19 protein-coding genes are annotated in these 19,455 nt (G+C 42.7%); 12 read left to right on the top strand and 7 right to left on the bottom strand.

What is annotated here, in order from left to right; all coding sequences use genetic code 11:
• Positions 1-45: 45 nt before the first annotated feature.
• Complete coding sequence (locus PPBDW_RS15195) at positions 46-1,833, bottom strand: aminopeptidase P family protein (protein WP_036788473.1); 1,788 nt, start codon at positions 1,831-1,833, stop codon at positions 46-48.
• 319 nt (positions 1,834-2,152) lie between these two features.
• Here PPBDW_RS15195 and PPBDW_RS15190 point away from each other — a divergent pair, with 319 nt between their 5' ends.
• Complete coding sequence (locus PPBDW_RS15190; protein ID WP_036788472.1) at positions 2,153-3,361, top strand: multidrug effflux MFS transporter; 1,209 nt, start codon at positions 2,153-2,155, stop codon at positions 3,359-3,361.
• A gap of 80 nt (positions 3,362-3,441) precedes the next feature.
• Here PPBDW_RS15190 and PPBDW_RS15185 read toward each other — a convergent pair whose 3' ends face one another.
• The gene (locus PPBDW_RS15185; RefSeq protein WP_036788471.1) at positions 3,442-4,341 is read right to left on the bottom strand and encodes a DMT family transporter; all 900 of its coding nucleotides are present in this window, start codon (positions 4,339-4,341) and stop codon (positions 3,442-3,444) included.
• Positions 4,342-4,573: 232 nt separating this feature from the next.
• On the opposite strand from PPBDW_RS15185, the gene rmuC reads away from it, so the two are divergent.
• From rmuC to hemB, 9 genes are all read left to right on the top strand, one after another.
• Positions 4,574-6,106, top strand: coding sequence for a DNA recombination protein RmuC (gene rmuC, locus PPBDW_RS15180; RefSeq protein ID WP_036788470.1), 1,533 nt, complete (start codon positions 4,574-4,576; stop codon positions 6,104-6,106).
• Between the two features lie 135 nt (positions 6,107-6,241).
• On the top strand, positions 6,242-6,997 hold the full coding sequence (gene ubiE / locus PPBDW_RS15175; protein WP_036788469.1) for a bifunctional demethylmenaquinone methyltransferase/2-methoxy-6-polyprenyl-1,4-benzoquinol methylase UbiE: 756 nt from the start codon (positions 6,242-6,244) through the stop codon (positions 6,995-6,997).
• A 7-nt stretch (positions 6,998-7,004) separates the two neighbouring features.
• Positions 7,005-7,607 carry a ubiquinone biosynthesis accessory factor UbiJ gene (locus PPBDW_RS15170; protein WP_036788467.1) on the top strand — a complete coding sequence of 201 codons (603 nt, stop codon included), beginning with the start codon at positions 7,005-7,007 and terminating at the stop codon, positions 7,605-7,607.
• Positions 7,608-7,613: 6 nt separating this feature from the next.
• A complete protein-coding gene (ubiB, locus tag PPBDW_RS15165; protein ID WP_181316437.1) occupies positions 7,614-9,251 on the top strand; it encodes a ubiquinone biosynthesis regulatory protein kinase UbiB in 1,638 nt (545 codons plus the stop codon).
• 83 nt (positions 9,252-9,334) lie between these two features.
• On the top strand, positions 9,335-9,595 hold the full coding sequence (gene tatA / locus PPBDW_RS15160) for a Sec-independent protein translocase subunit TatA (RefSeq protein WP_036788465.1): 261 nt from the start codon (positions 9,335-9,337) through the stop codon (positions 9,593-9,595).
• Positions 9,596-9,598: 3 nt separating this feature from the next.
• The gene (gene tatB, locus PPBDW_RS15155) at positions 9,599-9,937 is read left to right on the top strand and encodes a Sec-independent protein translocase protein TatB (protein ID WP_036788464.1); all 339 of its coding nucleotides are present in this window, start codon (positions 9,599-9,601) and stop codon (positions 9,935-9,937) included.
• An 11-nt stretch (positions 9,938-9,948) separates the two neighbouring features.
• Positions 9,949-10,740 carry a twin-arginine translocase subunit TatC gene (gene tatC, locus PPBDW_RS15150; RefSeq protein WP_036788463.1) on the top strand — a complete coding sequence of 264 codons (792 nt, stop codon included), beginning with the start codon at positions 9,949-9,951 and terminating at the stop codon, positions 10,738-10,740.
• 144 nt (positions 10,741-10,884) lie between these two features.
• Complete coding sequence (locus PPBDW_RS15145) at positions 10,885-11,664, top strand: TatD family hydrolase (RefSeq protein ID WP_036788462.1); 780 nt, start codon at positions 10,885-10,887, stop codon at positions 11,662-11,664.
• Between the two features lie 59 nt (positions 11,665-11,723).
• Complete coding sequence (gene hemB / locus PPBDW_RS15140; protein ID WP_036788461.1) at positions 11,724-12,764, top strand: porphobilinogen synthase; 1,041 nt, start codon at positions 11,724-11,726, stop codon at positions 12,762-12,764.
• Between the two features lie 59 nt (positions 12,765-12,823).
• Here hemB and asnC read toward each other — a convergent pair whose 3' ends face one another.
• Complete coding sequence (gene asnC, locus PPBDW_RS15135) at positions 12,824-13,285, bottom strand: transcriptional regulator AsnC (RefSeq protein ID WP_036788460.1); 462 nt, start codon at positions 13,283-13,285, stop codon at positions 12,824-12,826.
• 176 nt (positions 13,286-13,461) lie between these two features.
• On the opposite strand from asnC, the gene PPBDW_RS15130 reads away from it, so the two are divergent.
• Together PPBDW_RS15130 and PPBDW_RS15125 are read left to right on the top strand one after the other, a co-directional pair.
• Positions 13,462-14,250, top strand: a complete 789-nt coding sequence (locus tag PPBDW_RS15130) for a class I SAM-dependent methyltransferase (protein WP_036788459.1) — start codon at positions 13,462-13,464, stop codon at positions 14,248-14,250.
• Between the two features lie 102 nt (positions 14,251-14,352).
• Positions 14,353-14,820 (top strand): hypothetical protein, encoded by a 468-nt coding sequence (locus PPBDW_RS15125; RefSeq protein ID WP_036788458.1) that lies wholly within the window; start codon positions 14,353-14,355, stop codon positions 14,818-14,820.
• A gap of 339 nt (positions 14,821-15,159) precedes the next feature.
• Here PPBDW_RS15125 and PPBDW_RS15120 read toward each other — a convergent pair whose 3' ends face one another.
• The 4 genes from PPBDW_RS15120 to hemC are packed head-to-tail and all read right to left on the bottom strand — an operon-like array spanning position 15,160 to position 19,331.
• Positions 15,160-16,347, bottom strand: a complete 1,188-nt coding sequence (locus PPBDW_RS15120; RefSeq protein ID WP_036788457.1) for a heme biosynthesis HemY N-terminal domain-containing protein — start codon at positions 16,345-16,347, stop codon at positions 15,160-15,162.
• Complete coding sequence (gene hemX / locus PPBDW_RS15115; RefSeq protein WP_036788456.1) at positions 16,347-17,636, bottom strand: uroporphyrinogen-III C-methyltransferase; 1,290 nt, start codon at positions 17,634-17,636, stop codon at positions 16,347-16,349. The genes PPBDW_RS15120 and hemX overlap by 1 nt, the downstream gene beginning before the upstream one ends.
• 13 nt (positions 17,637-17,649) lie before the next feature.
• Positions 17,650-18,399 (bottom strand): uroporphyrinogen-III synthase, encoded by a 750-nt coding sequence (locus PPBDW_RS15110; protein WP_036788454.1) that lies wholly within the window; start codon positions 18,397-18,399, stop codon positions 17,650-17,652.
• Positions 18,399-19,331, bottom strand: a complete 933-nt coding sequence (hemC, locus tag PPBDW_RS15105) for a hydroxymethylbilane synthase (protein WP_036788515.1) — start codon at positions 19,329-19,331, stop codon at positions 18,399-18,401. Before hemC ends, PPBDW_RS15110 begins: the two co-directional genes overlap by 1 nt.
• Positions 19,332-19,455: the final 124 nt, after the last annotated feature.

Genomic DNA, 19,455 nt, shown 5'->3' with positions numbered 1-19,455 from the left:
GCATTAAATGCACTGGCTTTTTTATTTTAAGTATGAAAATTGAGGTTAGCGGTTAAGTGTTGCTGTCGCTTGAGTTAACCACGCCAGATCAGCGCCTGTTAGGGCTGGGCTAATAACGTCAAATACGGTGCGATGGTAATTGTTGAGCCATGCCAGTTCGACATCAGTCAGTAGGATCGCATCAATCAGGCGCTTATCAATCGGCGCACGTGTTAACGACTCAAAGCCCATTACTGACATATCGCCTTGAGTGGCTACTTCAACGACAGCTTCAAGGTTTTCAATCCGAATACCAAACGCATCAGCGCGGTAGTATCCCGGCTCATTTGAGAGCACCATGCCTGGTAATAATGCGGTTGGATTATAGCCTTTAGCGATCCGCTGTGGGCCTTCATGAACACTTAAAAAATGACCCACGCCATGGCCGGTACCGTGGTCATAATCAAAACCATATGCCCATAGGTGTTGACGGGCTAAAGCATCCAGCTGTGAGCCGGTCGTGCCTTTAGGAAAACGTGCAGAGGCAAGTGCAATATGACCTTTTAACACCAGTGTGAATGCTTGTTTAACTTCATCGCCTGGGGTGCCAATGGCAATCGTACGAGTAATATCGGTGGTACCATCAGGGTATTGACCACCTGAATCGACTAAGTACACCGTGTCCATTTGCAGTTTGCTTGGTTGCGGTTGATCTATATGGTTATAGTGACACATGGCGGCATTACCAGCGGCAGCTGAAATAGTATCAAAGCTAACATCACGGCATGTTGGGTCTAACTGGCGGAATTGCCACAATTGATCAGAAAGTTCGGCTTCATCTAAGAGGTTACCTGCTGCAACTTGGGCATCAACCCACGCTAAGAATTTGCTGATTGCAACCCCATCACGAATATGACACGCCTTCATTCCTGCCATTTCTGTAACATTTTTGGTGGCTTTTGGCAGTAAGGTTGGATTTGCTGCCTCAATCAGTTGTGCACCCGAATTTTTAAGCTGTTGAGCTGCCCAGGCGTTGCTGTTCGCAGAGTCAAACAGTACCCGCTTACCTGCTAATGATGCTAAACCTGCTGCCAATTGTTCTGGCTCACAGATATTAACGCCATCACCAACATGTGCCGCAAAACCTGCCGGTAAGCGGTGATGATCAATATAAAAATCTACGGAAGCATCGTTGTGGATAATTGCAGCTGACAGTAATACTGGTAGGCAATGGACATCGTCACCACGAATATTCAACAGCCATGCGATGCTATCTAACTGACTTAAAAAAGCAGCATTGGCTTTTTGAGTCGTTAGTAAGGCTGCAATTTGTTGGCGTTTATCTGTACTTGATTGACCAACAAATTCTAACCCCATTAATTGGGCATCAGATAATACTGGTGCTGGGCGATCTAACCATAATTGATCAATGGGATTTTCAGCAACAGATACTAACGCGAGTTCGCCATCAATGGCGGTGGTGGCATTGTTTAGCCATGCAGCACTGTGAAGGCGAGCATCAATGGCAACTTTACTGCCTGCTGCTAAATTTTCTAGTGCCCATTGTACTGGTGGTTGCTCAATAAGGTGGCAGTATTGAAATACATCTGCAGGCACTTGTTTACGAACTTGCACCACATAACGACCATCAACAAAAACAGCAGCATCATCACGAGTAATAATGGCAGCGCCTGCCGAGCCAGTAAATCCAGTTAACCAGTGCAGACGTTCATTATGATCAGGAATGTACTCACCTAGAAATTCATCTTCGTGAGGGATCAATAAAGCATCTAACTGATTATCAGTGAGCCATTGGCGGATTTGTTCAACACGTTGCGAAATTGCTGCTTGCATGTTTTCGTCCTTTAATTAAAGCGTCATCTTAACGATGGCGTAAGCTGTAAACTTGAATAACTAACACTCATTGAGGGTATTTAGTTATGCAGTCAATGTGGTTACGTTAGCGTGTTTGCAGGTTGGCATCAATTAGCTAACGGTCAATTAATTATCATTTGCTACATTTCAGCCTAATCATGTTATCTGTCACTCAGAGTGTGGCGGATAACTGCTGTGAGTGATATTCCAAAATGGAAAAGTGCTTTTGAATATATACCATTTCTATTCATATCTCTAAAACCGTAGACTTGGCGCGATCATCTTTTAGGAACATTATATGACCTCGTCAACCACTTCTTCTACTGATACTAAATTAATCACCTTAATGGTGACTTTAGTATTATTTAGCCCATTGGCTATTGATATTTATCTACCAGCTTTCCCTGCTATTGCCGATAGCTTTGGGGTTAATGCTGTACGCGTTCAAGATACCGTAACATGGTTTATGTTTAGTTTAGGATTAGGGCAACTATTGGCAGGGCCATTAGCTGATCGTTTTGGACGTCGACCAATTGCACTCGCGGGAATTATTATTTATGGTTTTAGTGCACTTATGGCGTATTTAGCAACCAACTTAGACATGCTATTAGCTGCACGTTTATTACAAGGTTTTGGTGCCTGTGCAACCTCTGTTGCGGCTTTCTCTGCTGTGCGTGATAGTTTTGGCGCAGAAAAGAGTGGTCGGATGATCAGTTACTTAAATGGTGCAATCTGTTTTATTCCCGCTTTAGCACCCTTGTTAGGTACTTGGTTAACACATGAGTTTGGCTGGCGTTCAAATTTTAGTTTTATGGCTGGATTTGCGCTGGTAGCTGGTTTATTTGTGATGACGATGTTTAAAGAAACTCGCCCTACTGATACTCATGTTAGTGGTTCAACCATAAGTTTGAGTCGTTATTGGTCGGTATTACGTGAGCCAACATTTTTATACCATGCCAGTTTATGCATGTTAGCGATGGCGGTGATTCTAGCTTATGTAACCTCGGCTCCGGTGTGGTTAATGAGCCATCTTGGGGCTGACATGAACCAATTTACATTATGGTTTGGTATTAATGCTGCGCTTAATATTACCGCTTGTATGGTAGCACCGAAATTTATGGATCGGTTCGGTACTCGGGCTACATTGCAAACAGGACTTATTATTCTAACCATTGCAGGTGGATTAATGCTGGGGCTGAGCACCATTAATCAAGCGTGGGCATTTATGGTGCCTATTTTTATCTGTTCATTTGGGTTTGCGTTTGTCTTAGGCTCATCGGCAGGCAAAGCATTAGCGCCTTTTGGTGATCGTGCCGGTACTGCGGCTGCATTGTTGGGTCTATTTCAAATGAGTGGCGCTGGAGTGATGGTGAGCTTAACTCAGCGACTTGATTTAGCAACGCCAATGTTGATGACATTGCAGATGTGGTTATTGATCCCTGGGATATTTGTGTTGTGGTCAAAGTGGGGCAAAAGCTGGCATCAAGCACCACTAACAGCCGATTAGTGCTGAATTGTTGATGATTAGCAGCCATTGAGCGTGTGTTTATTAAGCCTGTCATTATGACAGGCTTAATTTTAGGTGGTTTACAGTAATTGAGATTGAGGTGATGGCTTTGAACGCCATTGCTGCACCACTAAGCCACTAATAATAAATAACAGTCCGATAATCGTTGAGGCTGTTATTTGTTCTCCGATAATAGTTGCTAATAACAGTAGTGAAATAAAGGGTGAAATAAAGATTAAGTTACTGATACGGGCGGTGTTAGTGGTTAAGCGGAGGGCGTTGAGCCACAAGACAAAGGTTATTCCCATTTCAAACAAGCCCACATAGGTTACAGCTAACCACCCTTGCCAAGGTACTGTTTGCCAGCCACCTACATAAACACTCAAGCCGATAGAAAAAGGCAGTGAGGTTAAAAATCCGAGTAATAATCCCAGCACAGGATCGGCAGTATTTTTGGTATTGATTATCCAATATAGTGCCCATAAAAGGGTTGAAAATAGCGCTAATCCGACCCCGAGCGGGCTTTCAAATTGGAGAGCAAGTAGATCACCCTTAGTGGCGATCACTACCACACCTAAATAGCCAAAGCCACAGGCTATCCAGTCTTGACGACCAATCTTTTGATGTAAAAAAATCGCCGCCATTAGGGTTAAAGTAATCGCCCAACTATAGTTCAATGGCTGAGCTTGTGAGGCTGGCAATAAAGCGTAGGCTTTAAATAATACTAAATAGTATGCCAGAGGGTTGATTAGCCCTAAAGCAAGGTAATACCAAGGTCGAGCATAAAAGGTGGTCAATAAATTGGTAAGTTTGCCTTGATAGGTAGCAATAGCGAGTAATGCAATCACTGAAACAAGGCTTGCAATGACGACCATTTGCGGCGGTGAAAAATAATTTAAGGTAATTTTAAATGCGGTTGCAACAGTCGACCACAGTAATACTGCAGTGAGACCATAGCCTAATGCATGACGTTCGTTCATGACTGATTCTCTATTTATTCCTTTAAATGAAGCTCGCAGTGTAATTGATGAGGCCAAACTCGCCCTAGTGAGCCCAAGTAAGGCTGTGATCGTGGGCGCATAAATACGCTTCCTGTATGGGTGAAAACAATCAAATTCATACCAACAAATATTACTGAACTGGACATTTATCCAGTATCGACTTAGCCTTACAACAGAAATGGATTTGGTGGTTTTTTGTAGAGTATTTGATATGACGGAATGGTTGAGTGGCGGCATGATTTCACTGTTGGCAGCAATCTCTGGTGCTACGGTAGCGAGTGTTATTACCACGCTATGGTTAAAAGGACGTTTTGAGCAAACATTGCAGTTGCACCAACAGCAAGCGCAGGCTGATATACGTTTATTGCAGGTGCGTGAGCAGCAATTACAGCAGCAATTGGGTGAGCGTAATCAAGAGCTCGAGCAGATGGATGATGAGCGTGATCGTCTTACTCATGAAATTCGTCAATTGCACGGTAATTTATCTGCGGCGGTAGAAAAAATGCGTCATTTTGAAGCGCTTCAAAATGAAAAACAGTATTTATCCGAGCAGTTAGATAACTTACGGGTAATGAACGCTGGTCTTGAAGCTGATTTACGTGAGCAAGATGCGCGTCATTTTGAAGAACAAAAATCAGCAGAAGAAAAAATTCAGTTATTAGGAAATGCCGAAGAGCGGTTACGAATTCAATTTGAAAGCCTTGCGAATAAATTGTTTGACCATAAAACCCGTACCGTTGATGAGCAGAATAAAATCAGTTTAGAAAGTTTACTGACGCCCCTTAAAGAGCAATTGGAAAGCTTTAAAAAGCAGGTTAATGATAATTTTACTCAAGAATCTCGTGAACGCCATACTCTGGTACATCAGATTAATCATCTAAAACAACTCAATGAACAAATGGCGCAGGAAGCCGTTAACCTCACTCAAGCTCTTAAAGGGGATAATAAAGCCCAAGGTAATTGGGGCGAAGTCGTGTTAGCACGAGTGTTAACGGAGTCCGGTTTACGTGAAGGTCACGAATATCAAACCCAAGTTAGCCTTGAAAATGAAGACGGCAAACGTTATCAGCCTGATGTGGTAGTGCATTTACCGCAACAAAAAGATGTGGTGGTTGATGCCAAGATGTCATTGGTGGCTTATGAGCGGTTTTTTAATGCTGAAACAGTGGCAGATCGAGAATTAGCGATGGGGGAGCATATTGCTTCTATGCGGGCTCATATGCGAGGTTTAAGCCGTAAAGATTATCATCAGCTACATGGTGTCCAAAGTCTGGATTATGTGTTGATGTTTATTCCGGTTGAACCGGCCTTTCAAGCTGCAATTGCGGCTGATCCTAAGCTTATCCGGGATGCGATGGATCTCAATATTATGTTGGTAAGCCCAACGACATTGCTGGTGGCACTACGGACGATTAATAATTTATGGCGCAATGAGCACCAAAATCAAAATGCCAAAGAAATTGCCGAGCGCGCTGGCAAACTGTACGACAAATTGCGTTTGTTTGTGACTGATATGGAAGGATTAGGCTCCTCATTAGATAAAGCAAATCAGAGTTATCATAGTGCAATGAATAAGTTAGCTAGCGGACGTGGCAATGTCATTCGTCAAGCAGAAAGCTTTAAGCTATTAGGTGTGGAGGTGAAGCGTGATATCAGTCCACAATTGGTTGAAAAATCGCAATCGCAACTGCATGATACGAGAGGTTTTTCACATATAACCTCTGCAACAGAGAGTGATTTGTAGCGCTTAAAGAGTAAACCACTTTGAGCAAACGACAACCATCAAGTACACTAAGCCAGTTGAATAAATGAATTTAATCCCCGTCAGCTATTTTATTGTAACAATAGAATGAGCGCGAGGACACATAACGGATTGAGCATGACGGATACCACACAAGACACTACTCACTTTGGCTTTCGTACCGTGGCCAAAGATGAAAAAGCAACCATGGTTGCTGAAGTATTCCATTCAGTAGCTGCAAAGTACGACATTATGAATGACTTAATGTCGATGGGTATTCATCGCGTATGGAAGCGGTTTACGATTGACTGCAGTGGTGTTCGCCGTGGTCAACGCGTGCTTGATTTAGGCGGTGGTACTGGGGATTTAACGGCTAAGTTTTCTCGTATTGTGGGTGATAGTGGCCAAGTTATTCTAGCTGATATCAATAACTCAATGTTAAAAGTTGGCCGTAGTAAGCTGCGTGATAGTGGTATTGTTGGTAACGTTGGTTACGTGCAAGCAAATGCTGAGGAATTGCCTTTTCCTGATAATTATTTTGATTGTATTACGATTAGCTTCTGTTTACGTAACGTTACTGATAAAGAGCAAGCATTGCGCTCGATGTACCGCGTTTTAAAACCCGGTGGACGCTTGCTAGTGTTAGAGTTTTCAAAGCCGATTTTAGAACCATTATCAAAAATATATGACGCTTACTCATTCCACTTATTGCCAAAAATCGGTGAAATCATTGCTCATGATAGTGAAAGTTATCGTTACTTAGCTGAATCTATTCGTATGCACCCTGATCAGCCAACCTTACAAGGCATGATGGATGACGCTGGTTTTGATCAGACTAGCTATTACAATTTAACCGGCGGTATTGTTGCTTTGCACCGTGGTTATAAGTTCTGAGGTCAATATGCCAATAGATGCGTTTGTTACTGGCGCGATAGAAACGGCGCTTAATCAGTTAGTAAAAGACGATGCTGATAGTCAGCGTCGTTTATCGCGTTTACGCGGTAAAGTGATCAGCGTGACGTTAAATGAATTTGGCAAAACGCTCTATTTTATTTTTAGCCAACAGATTGATGTATTAGCTGTTTATGAAGGTGATGTTGATTGCCAACTGGCACTTAACTTAACCGTGCTACCAGAATTGCGTCAACAAGCTAATGTGACGCAGTTAATTAAAGCCGACAAGTTAGCGCTTGATGGTGACTTACAATTAGCGCAGCATTTCTCAAGTTTGTTGAGTGGCCTTAAGCCCGATCTTGAAGAAAAATTATCTCATTATAGTGGTGATGTTGTTGCTCATACGGTAGTAAGCAGCGTTAAATCGAGTGGTCAGTTTCTTCAACAACGACTACTTAAACGCCAGCAAAATTTAGCTCAAACGCTAACGGAAGAGTGGCGATTATTACCACAGCCATTAGAAATAGCGTATTTTGCTGATCAAGTTGATGACTTGAAATCCGATGTTGCCTGTTTTGAGGCCCGATTAAATCAGTTACTTGAGCGATAAATAGCCATGATGACTATTCGTGAATTCAAACGTCTTTACCGTATTATTGAAGTGCAATTGCGTTACGGTTTGGATGATTTTATTCCGCAAGACCCACGCTCTGAATTGCCAAAAAAATTACGTAAATCGTTATTTTGGATTAAAAATGAGTATCCCGACAAACCATTAGGTGAGCGGTTACGATTAGCGTTACAAGAACTTGGACCGGTATGGATCAAGTTTGGCCAAATGATGTCGACTCGGCGTGATTTGTTTCCACCCCATATCGCCGATCAATTAGCATTACTGCAAGATCAGGTGGCGCCGTTTGATGGTCAATTAGCTAAACGCACCATTGAAGCATCATTAGGTGGGCCGATAGAACAATGGTTTGATGATTTTGATGAGGTGGCGTTAGCGTCAGCATCAATAGCACAAGTACATACTGCAACCATGAAAGAAAATGGTCGTGAAATTGTATTTAAAGTTATTCGACCAGATATAAAGCCGATAATTGAAGCTGATATAAAGCTGATGTATCGAATGGCGGAGATAGTTTCTCGGCTACAGCCTGCAGCGCGCCGCTTACGCCCCGTTGAAGTGGTAAGGGAATATGAAAAGACCTTACTTGATGAACTGGACTTAATGCGTGAAGCTGCGAATGGGATTCAACTTCGACGTAATTTCGAAGGAGATGACTCGCTATACGTACCAGAAGTCTTCACTGATTACAGTAGTGTTAATCTGCTTGTCATGGAACGCATCTACGGTATTCAGGTTTCAGACCTTGATGCATTAAAAGCCAATGGCACTGATTTGAAATTATTATCGGAAAATGCGGTAAATATATTCTTTACACAGGTATTCCGTGATAGTTTCTTCCACGCCGACATGCACCCAGGGAATATTTTTGTTTCTTATGAGCATCCTCATGATCCACAATGGATTGCGTTGGACTGTGGTATTGTCGGTACGCTTAATCGTGAAGACAAACGTTACTTAGCTGAAAACTTACTGGCTTTCTTTAATCGTGATTATCGAAAGGTAGCAGAATTACACGTTGATTCTGGCTGGGTACCCGCTGACACCAATATTGATGCGTTTGAAGTTGCGATTCGTACGGTGTGCGAACCGATTTTTGAAAAACCATTATGTGAAATATCATTTGGTCACGTATTGCTTAATTTATTCAATACCGCGCGTCGATTCAATATGGAAGTGCAGCCGCAATTAGTGCTGTTACAAAAGACCTTACTTTATGTTGAGGGTCTTGGACGGCAGTTGTATCCACAGCTAGATCTGTGGGCAACGGCAAAACCGTTTTTAGAAGATTGGATGTCTCGCCAAGTCGGACCGCAAGCAATTATTGAAGCGGTAAAGAGTAAAGCACCATTTTGGGCTGAAAAGTTACCCGAATTACCTGAATTACTTTACGACAGTTTGCGCCAAGGCAAGGTTATGAACCAGCGACTCGATACACTCTATGATAATTTCATGGATAGTCGGCGTAACCAAGGTAAGGCAAGATTTTATTTTGGTATTGGTGCCACCATGATGGTGTGTGCTGCCATACTTTTTGGTGATCATGTTACCACCTATCCTGCTATTGCAGCTGGAGCAGGAGCGGTATTTTGGTTGCTGGGATGGCGAGCCTGTCGAAAATAATCGATTTAGGTTTCGCCTATACTTATAGTTGCGTTTAACAACGCACTCCGTTATTAACCACATAAAGCTGAGGTAAAATAAGCATGGGTGGTATCAGTATCTGGCAATTGCTAATTATTGCACTGATCATTGTTCTGTTGTTCGGAACTAAGAAGTTACGCACATTGGGTGGCGACTTAGGTTCTGCTGTTAAGGGGTTCAAAAAAGCGATTGGTGATGAAGATTCAGCACCTGCAGCTAAGAAAGAAACACCTGACGCAGATTTTGAGCAGAAGAAAATTGCGGATGAGCAGCAAGCCGCTGATCAGACTAAAACGAGTCAAAAAGACAAAGAGCAGGTTTAAGACGTGTTTGATATCGGGTTCTGGGAGTTAGTGCTGATCTCCGTGGTGGGATTAGTAGTACTGGGGCCGGAACGTCTACCCGTTGCGATACGTACTGTATCGCAGTGGATAGGCGCTGCCCGTAATATGGCAAACTCAGTCAAAGATGAGTTGGCTCAGGAACTGAAAATTCAGGAACTGCAAGCCAATTTAAAAAAAGCTGAGCAAATGGGAATGAAGGACATCGCGCCTGAATTGCAAGAGTCGGTTGATGAACTTAAAAAAGTCGCTTCTGATGTGCAACGTCCCTATGCTGATAAAAGCGAGCAACCCTCAGCAACGACTTCTAATAAGCAGGAATAAATTACATCACTATGTCGACTGTCGAAGATTCGCAGCCGTTATTCAGCCATTTACTTGAGCTGCGTACACGGATCCTGCGCTCTCTCATCAGCGTGCTGGTGGTTTTTGTCTGTATAGTTTGGTTTTCGAAAGACATTTACGCTTTTGTAGCTGCACCTTTGGTTGAACGTATGCCAATTGGTGCCACTATGATTGCAACAGATGTTGCGTCACCGTTCTTTACACCGATAAAACTCACTTTAGTTACCGCTGTGTTTATTGCTGTGCCAATGATTTTGTATCAACTGTGGGCTTTTGTAGCGCCAGGATTATACAAGCATGAACGTAAGCTTATTATGCCATTACTGGTTTCCAGCTCATTGCTGTTTTATGCCGGTGTTGCGTTTGCTTATTTTGTTGTGTTTCCATTGGTGTTTAAATTCTTTACCAGCGTCGCTCCGCAAGGGGTTGAAGTTGCAACAGATATTTCAAGTTATCTCGATTTTGTACTGTCGCTATTTATGGCGTTTGGTATTGCATTTGAGATTCCAGTAGCAATTATTCTGTTGTGTTGGACCGGTGCTACCGATCCTGAAACATTACGCAGTAAACGCCCATATATTATCGTGGCAGCGTTTGTGGTTGGTATGTTGTTAACACCGCCTGATATTTTATCTCAGACTTTGTTAGCGGTACCAATGTGTTTGTTGTTTGAAGTCGGTTTATTCTTCTCACGTTTTTACATTCGTAAAGATGATGAAGATGGATATGACGAAGATAACGAAGATGAACCGCAAGACGTAAAGAGCATCAGCAAAGAATAGGGTTTTAACCCCTGTGATGATGAAAAAAACCGACATTAGTGTCGGTTTTTTTATAGCTGTAATAATGTGATTCTCACATAGTCAGTCAATATTGAGCTCGATATACTGCTGAGTATGCTTGTTCATTAGTCGATGAGAAAATAAATGATAGATATTGGCGTTAACCTTACCAATAGTCGGTTTGATAAAGATCGTGCCGATGTGATTGCGCGCGCCCAAGCTGTTGGCGTTAAAGGGCTGGTCATCACTGGTACTAGTATCGAAGAAAGTATTGCCGCTCAACAACTGGCTCAGCAATGGCCTGATTATTGTTATAGCACTGCAGGTGTTCATCCACATGATGCCAAATCGGTAATAGATCTCGCCTTACCTCAAATTCGTGCTTTAGCGCAATTACCCGAGGTGGTTGCGATCGGTGAATGTGGCTTGGATTTTAATCGTGATTTTTCACCACGTCCGCAGCAAGAAGCGGTATTTGAAGCGCAATTAGCGTTAGCAGCTGAACTTAATTTACCTGTGTTTATGCATTGTCGTGATGCTCATGAGCGTTTTTTAGCGATTCTAAAACCATGGCGCGATAAATTACCAGCGGCCGTCTTACATTGCTTTACGGGCTCACAACAAGAACTGCATGATTGTCTAGCGCTTGATGTACATATTGGTATTACCGGTTGGATTTGTGATGAACGCCGTGGCACTGAATTGCGCCAGATTGTTAAAGATATTCCTAGTCAACGGTTAATGATTGAAACCGATTGTCCTTATTTATTGCCGCGAGATTACCGCCCAAAGCCGAAATCTAGTCGTAATGAACCGTTGTATTTGCCTCATATTGCACAGGTTATTGCTGAGTGCCGTGGTGAGTCTGCGACTCAAGTTGTCAATAATTCTTACCAAGTGAGCCAAGCTTTTTTTGCAATTTAATCCCACCCTAGTGATGTGAGTGATATTATCAATACCCATTAACCAGTAAGGAGTTTACCGTGTCTGTATCTATTCAAGGTGCTTTTCCTGGACGTCGTATGCGTCGGGTTCGTAAGCATGATTTTAGTCGTCGTTTGATGGCGGAAAACCAGGTATCTGTTAATGATCTTATTTATCCGATGTTTGTCCTTGAAGGCACTAATCGTCGCGAGAGTGTTACTTCGATGCCGGGTATTGAGCGCTTATCAATTGATTTACTGTTAGAAGAAGCGGCTTATATTGCCAGTCTTGGTGTACCTGCGATTGCGTTATTTCCAGTGGTATCACAACAGTTTAAATCTGAATTAGCGGAAGAAGCATATAACGTTGATGGTTTAGTACAAACCGCGGTACGTGCTTTAAAAGCGCATGTACCTGAGTTAGGTGTGATCACTGATGTTGCCTTAGATCCGTTCACGGTTCATGGTCAAGACGGTATCATTGATGATGAAGGCTACGTGCTTAACGATATCACTACTGATATTTTGATCAAACAAGCATTATCGCATGCAGATGCGGGGGCGGATGTTATTGCTCCTTCCGATATGATGGATGGTCGTATTGGTGCTATCCGTGAAGCACTTGAGCAAGCGGGTCATATTAATACGCAAATTATGGCTTACTCAGCTAAATATGCGTCGAATTACTATGGTCCGTTTCGTGATGCTGTCGGTTCAACGGGTAATCTTAAAGGTGGCGATAAGAAAACGTATCAGATGGATCCTGCCAATAGTGATGAAGCTTTGCATGAAGTGGCAATGGACATCAGTGAAGGTGCTGATATGGTGATGGTGAAACCGGGAATGCCATATTTAGATGTGGTACGTCGCGTGAAAACTGAACTGCAAGTTCCTACTTATGCTTATCAAGTGTCAGGTGAATATGCAATGCACATGGCAGCATTCCAAAACGGTTGGCTTAAAGAGCGTGAAACGGTAATGGAATCATTAATGTGCTTTAAGCGTGCTGGTGCTGATGGGGTGTTAACCTATTTTGCCAAAACTGTCGCTGAATGGTTAGCAGCAGAAGCCGCTGAGCGGGCGCTACATTTAAAAAAATAATCATGATGTAATGTGATAAGAAGCGAGCTTGAGCTCGCTTTTTTTATGGCTAATTATCGCTAAGGCTTAACGTTTCTATTGATTGGGTTTTGGAGCGAAATTAAGGTTTCGGTTGATTGTACTTCCTCAATCGCTTGTAGTTTATTGATCAGTACATGCTGTAATTCTTCGATTGAATGACACATCAACTTTACAAAAATATTGTAAGCACCAGTGGTGTAATAAGCTTCTACCACTTCATCAAGTTGATTAAGTTTTTCAAGTGCAGAGTGATAATCACGTGCAGCATAAAGATTGATACCAATAAAACAGCACACGTCGTAGCCCAATAGTTTTGGATTAACAATTACCTCGGTGCCCGTAATTATTTGCGAGGTACGCATTTTTTCAACCCTAACATGTACTGTCGCCGGGCTAACATTAAACCGTTTTGCCATTTCAGCGTAGGGCACTCGTGCATCTGTCATTAACGCGTTGAGAATATCGCGATCTAAATCATCGATACGAACAGCTACATTCATCACAATTCCTTTCGGCAAGCTAAGTTATTCGCATGCTGCGACCTTGGGCTATCTTATCCTTATGTTAGGTTGTGATACCAGAGCCAAGCTTGATTTGTGGTGCTATAATTCGCCACCCATAGCTTCTATTTCCTCTTGTTGAGCGAAATAGATATTGTTTGATACCGGAGAATGCAGTGCAACTAGCCTTACTTTGTGAAGTGCCTCAACGTCAGTTTGAATTAGATCAACTCGCCGCCCGCTGGGGATTGACGCATGATGAGCATAGTTGCTTTGCGTTAGTATTAACCGCTAATCAGTTAGAGTTGCGTAAGCTGGATGAACCTAAGCTTGGCGCTGTTTTTGTTGATCTGGCGAGTGGTGCGGTAGCGCATCGACGTAAATTTGGTGGTGGTCGTGGTCAAGCAATTGCCAAAGCGGTTGGTTTAAAAAATGGTATTACGCCGACAGTGCTCGATGCGACGGCAGGTTTAGGGCGTGATGCGTTTGTATTAGCGTCATTGGGGTGTAAAGTACAATTGGTTGAGCGTCATCCAGTGGTGGCCGCATTACTGGATGATGGTTTAGCCCGTGCTAAAGCCGATCCTGAAATTGGTCATTGGGTTAGTGAGCGGATGCAGTTATTACATGCATCGAGTCAAGATGCTTTATTGCAGTTAGCCGCGGATAAAGATTTTGTTGCTCCTGAAGTGATTTATTTAGATCCGATGTACCCGCATAAAAAGAAATCGGCATTGGTAAAAAAAGAAATGCGCGTTTTCCAAACTTTAGTCGGTGCCGATTTAGATGCTGATGAATTGTTTGCGCCAGCTTATGCATTAGCAACTAAGCGCATTGTGGTTAAGCGTCCAGATTATGCTGAGTTTTTAGCAAATGCGAAGCCTTCGATGGCAATTGAAACCAAGAAAAACCGTTTTGATATCTATGTGAAAGCAGGTATGAAAACCAATGATATCCAAAAATAAAAAGTTACACATTTAACGCTGAACAATACATTCATTACTGGAATTACGAATCATTATCGTTTAATGTCGTAATTCTGGTGAGTCTTGAGTGAGGATGTGTTGATGGTGAAGTCGTTGTGTAAGTATCGTCGTGCCGAAATTGCCGATCAATTTGCGACGATCACTAAAATTGTCAGTGAGCCAAAATTTATTTGTGCTAGCTGTACGCGGGTTGCGAGTGATAAAGACTACTTATGTAAACCGAGTAGCTTAACCAATACCATTGCCCCAAAAATAGTGCCACCATCGCCACCAGTGATGACATTAGCGGCATCAGCGTCGCCTGCTCCTACGATGATGAACGTCCATAGTTTGCCAATGCCAACAGCTGTTGGTCAAAGTCGAATTGAGATGGTTACTGTGGTTGAGCAAACAGAGGTGATTGAGCAACCTGATAAATTGCTAAAGCAGACCGAAAAACTTAAGAAATTAGCCAAGAAGAAAACTAAACAATTAAAAAAAGCCGCTAAAGCGGTGAAAAAGTTTGATGAACAATTACGTAAAACCAAGCAGGTTTTGGGATTAACATAGTTGCTTATTATCAAAGAACACCTATAAAAAAGCCTCCAATTAGGAGGCTTTTTTATAGGTGTTCTTTAATCAGCGTGTTTAATTAATACAGCCATCATTACGCCAACAATCACCGACACCATAATACCTGAAACAATCAGCCAAGGAAGCATATCCATAACAGTTATCCAAATGTTAAATAAAAAGGGCAGAGTGGCTATTGAAACGTGTTTATGGCTTAGGAGCAATGGGACAGATATACCTTGTAATGGCTGTTTACATTCAGAAACATGTTAATGCTAAAACTGTTATCCAGACGAAAAAAAAGCGCCATTAAGGCGCTTTTTTCAGACTTAAAACTTAGGCTTGATCGGGTTTTGCTAGTTGCAGAGCCTGACGAGAAACTTCCGCTGCGGCTTGTTTATCACCAAGTTGTTCCAGAGTGGCAACAAGGTGGGCGTAATCTGTCACATCGGGACGTATTGCAACGGCTTTTTCTAAGTGATCCTTCGCTGGTTGCCATTGATTATCAGCCATTAGCATTTGCCCTAATGCACTTTGTAATGCTGGGTTATTGCTATTGTTGGCTAATAAATCTTGTAGGCTAACAATGGCTGGGTGGCGATCTGGCAGTGTTAATTGTGGCATTAAGCTAATTAAGCTTTGATCTGGGTTTTTCTTAATTGCATCACGCAAGATAGGAAACGCATCAGAATCAGCATGACGAATAATCATCTGTTTAACAAAACACGCCACTAAGGCTGGGTTGTGCTTATCTTTACGGCTGATGCTATTCCAGTAACCGATCAAGCCATCACTGCCGTTTTGTTGGCTTAAGTGCTGCATTTGACCACATTGTGCTTGGATATCTAATTGTGCGGCTTCTGCTGCTGTGATCACGTTTGCTTTGGTCAATTGTGGCAACAGTGCTTGAAGTGCTTTCCAATCTTCTAGTTGTAAATAACACTGCTTTAATAAACTCAGTATCATTGGATTACGTGGGCTATTTGGCTGTACATCTTGCAAGGTTGCTAACGCTTGTTCAAATTGCTGTTGGCGAATTTGAAGCTTAGCGCGCGTCAGTGATACCGCAAGGTTTTCAGTATCTTGCTCTGCGGCTAGCTGTAAATACTGATCACGTTGTTGGGTTTTACCTAGCCCTTGTGCTGCTTCTGCTGCAGCCAAGTAATTTAAAATCGGTGCATCGCTGTATTTCGCTGATTTAGAAAGCATTTTTTCAGCAGCTTTCCAATCACCTTCAGCAACTTTTAATAACCCTTCAGCGGTGTTGCGGCGTGCTTTACGTACTTGACGACCACTAAACCAACCACGGGTTGAGCTACCAAAAGAAAATAACCGACGCAGAATGAACTCAAGTACAAAAAAGATCGCGACGATGGCAATCGCCACAATAATAAGTGTGGTTAAACTCATTTCGATGGTTTGATTGGCAAACGAGATCAACACATAGCCTTGATGACCAGCAAGATCGGGGCTGACAATGATACCGGCAATCAGAGCGATGACCAATAACAACAATTTAATCATTATTTGGTTTCCTCTTTAGTTGTGGTTGAGTAACTAACAACCGCTTTGTTATTTGCATCGGTATTTGCAGGTGTTGCTGTTTGTTTGATGAGTTTTTTAACCGGTTCTTTTACTGCTGGTACCACAACTTTAATTGCTGGTTTGTCAGCTTTAACGGATACTGGCTCATTGATTGCTGTCATTTTATTGCGCAATACTTGATTAACTAATTTGGTGATCAGTGCTTGTGATTGCAATTTTGCAGGGTAATCAACTGCTACATTTTGTTGTTCTAGTTGTTGCAATCCAGCAATAAAGCTTTGGGTTTTTGGTGATGATAAGTCGTAGTACTGTTGCGCCCATTTGATCGCGGTTGCAATCGACTCACGGTAGATTTGGCCTTGATCGCGGTACACTGCTGAGATAGCAGTTTCGAGCTTATTCTTGATGTTTTGTTGGAGATAGAAATCTTGTTGTGGTGATAGTAAAGGAACCACGCTGCCATCACGCTTACGATAAGTAATGAAATGCTCACTAAAGTTCTTCAATGAGGTCATTAAGTTATCTCTCCAGTCATTGACTGATTGGCTAACAGTTGGGTTCTTTTGTGGCTCTGCTTTTGCTAGTACCGCATTGGCTAATGGTAGGTTATCAATACTGTTTTCAAGACTGTTAAGACGCAATACGATACCGTCACGATCAACGACAGTGATTGATTTTAATGCGGTAATGTCATTGCTCATTGCTTGACGTAGGCCTTTAAGGCTTGGGTCATTAAGCTCTGCAATACGGTGATCTGCTGCTTCTAATAATAAGGTTGCACTGGTAACGTCATGTTCTAACCACAACTTACGTCCTGCCATTTTAACTAAGTAGTCAGCTTCCGCTAATAACCAATCGTTAGGCTCTTGGCCTTTTAAGTCAGCAATTGCGGTTTGAATAGAGTCAATTGATTTTTGCTGTTGGCTAATGCCTTGCTCAACACTACGTTGTGTGGTGCGAAGTTCATTATTAACCATGCCGAGGGTTTGCTGTTGATCGGCTTTTAGGGCAGCTTTCATCGTCGCTATTTGTTGTTGTAAGGCGGCAATTTGCTGTTGTTGTTGTAGACCTTGCTGATGACCGTGATAGTAAAGACCACCACCAAGTGCCAATACTAGTGCAATTGCAACCCAACCGGTTTTGCTACCTGTTTTTTTTTGTTTAGGGGCTGGTGGTGCTGTTTTGGTCGTTTTTGAAGCAGTAACCGCAGGCTTATCTTTAGTTGATGGCGCTGCAGTTGGGTTTGTGTTGGTTGTTTTGTCTGTCATCCTAATTATTCCGTTAGCTTACGTTGCTTTTTAGGAACGTGAATAACGCCTGATTAGCAGCGCTCCCCACGGTGGAAATATGTCTGTAGCCAAGTGTTGATGCTTGGTCTGCGACGCGTTGACTTGGTACGAAAAGGTGGCAATTATAAAGCCAAGTCAAATTCTCAGTTGGGATCAATCCCGTTAAGTATATTAACTGTTCACTACTTGTGACAACTAGAGCCTGTATTTGCTGTTGTTGCCATTGTTGGACTAATTGTGTTGCATCGAGATCAAGCCAGCAGCGTTGATAAGTTTCACAATAACTGACTTGGGCATGGCGAGCGGTTAATGCTTGATAGATTAATTCGCGTCCACCATTACCTCGTAAGATTAATACCCTACGGTGGCGAATATTAGCAAGCTCAGGTAAGGCTAATAGCGCTTCACTATCATGGTTACCTTGGGGTGAGCTCACTGGTTGCTGACAGGCCTGGGCTAAAGCTGCAGCTGTCTTGTCGCCAACGGCTATATAATGCATGTTTTTTGGCCATTCTGCACCTTGTGAAATCAAGTAATCAGCTGCAAAACGTACCGCATGATAGCTAACTGCAATGATATAGTCACCTTGTTGCAGTTGTTGAATTTGTTCTATTAATCTATTTATATATTTCCCTTGCTGTACCTCAAGTAAAGGCTGAGCAATAGCGCTGATCGCCACTTGGTTAAGTTGTGCCACCAATTGATCGCACTCTGGTGCTGGACGGGTGATCAGCACAGCCATTAGGCGTTACCGTATAAACGATCAAGGATTTCTTTGGCACCTTTGGCTAACAACTCATCAGCTAAGGTTTCACCTAATTGTTCAGCCGCTGCAATTGGGCCGCTAATTTCAGCGCGAACAATAATGCTACCATCAGGCTCGCCAACTAAAGCACGTAACCAAATGTTATCCCCTTGCAGTTCTGAATAGCTTCCAATAGGTACTTGGCAACCACCTTGAAGACGGTTATTCATCGCGCGCTCACACAGGACGCGTGTCGCTGTCGGTTGGTGATTAAGGGGAGCAAGTAGATCACGTACACGCTGATCATTCAAACGACATTCAATGCCGACAGCACCTTGACCTACCGCGGGTAAGCTAACTTCTGGAGCAATTTCACTGCGAATGCGATCATTCATTTTAAGGCGTTTTAGACCCGCAGTAGCTAAAATGATGGCGTCATATTGGCCTTCATCGAGCTTGCGCAGGCGAGTATTTACATTACCACGGAGGTCATTAACGATCAGATCTGGACGTTGAGATCGTAGTTGGCATTGGCGGCGTAAACTTGATGTTCCTACAATAGCCCCTAGAGGCAAGTCATCAATGGAGTCATAGTGATTAGACACAAATGCATCACGTGGGTCTTCACGTTCGCAAATTGTCACTAAGCCGAGTCCTTCAGGAAACTCAACCGGTACATCTTTCATTGAGTGCACCGCAATATCTGCACGACCTTCAAGCATTGCTACTTCAAGTTCTTTAACAAATAAGCCTTTACCGCCCACTTTTGCTAAAGGAGTGTCTAAAATAATGTCACCTTTTGTTACCATAGGTAGCAGTTCAACAACGAGCCCTGGATGAGCCAGTTCAAGTTCAGCTTTTACAAACTCTGCCTGCCACATGGCTAATGGGCTTTTACGTGTAGCAATGCGAATCGGTTGGGTTGTCATCATAGTAAAGAAGGTCCGTTAACCAAGGTTGTTATTTTTTATGCTTAGTATCGTACCACTACCTAAGCATGGATGATAATTCGTGTATTGCGGTTCCTGATTTCAAGCGTTATTGTGTAGTGAG

The sequence above is a fragment of the Photobacterium kishitanii genome, assembly GCF_000613045.3.
GTDB classification, from domain to species: Bacteria; Pseudomonadota; Gammaproteobacteria; order Enterobacterales; family Vibrionaceae; genus Photobacterium; species Photobacterium kishitanii.
The sequence above is the reverse complement of the archived record's forward strand: the minus strand, read 5'-3'. Positions and strand labels throughout refer to the sequence as shown.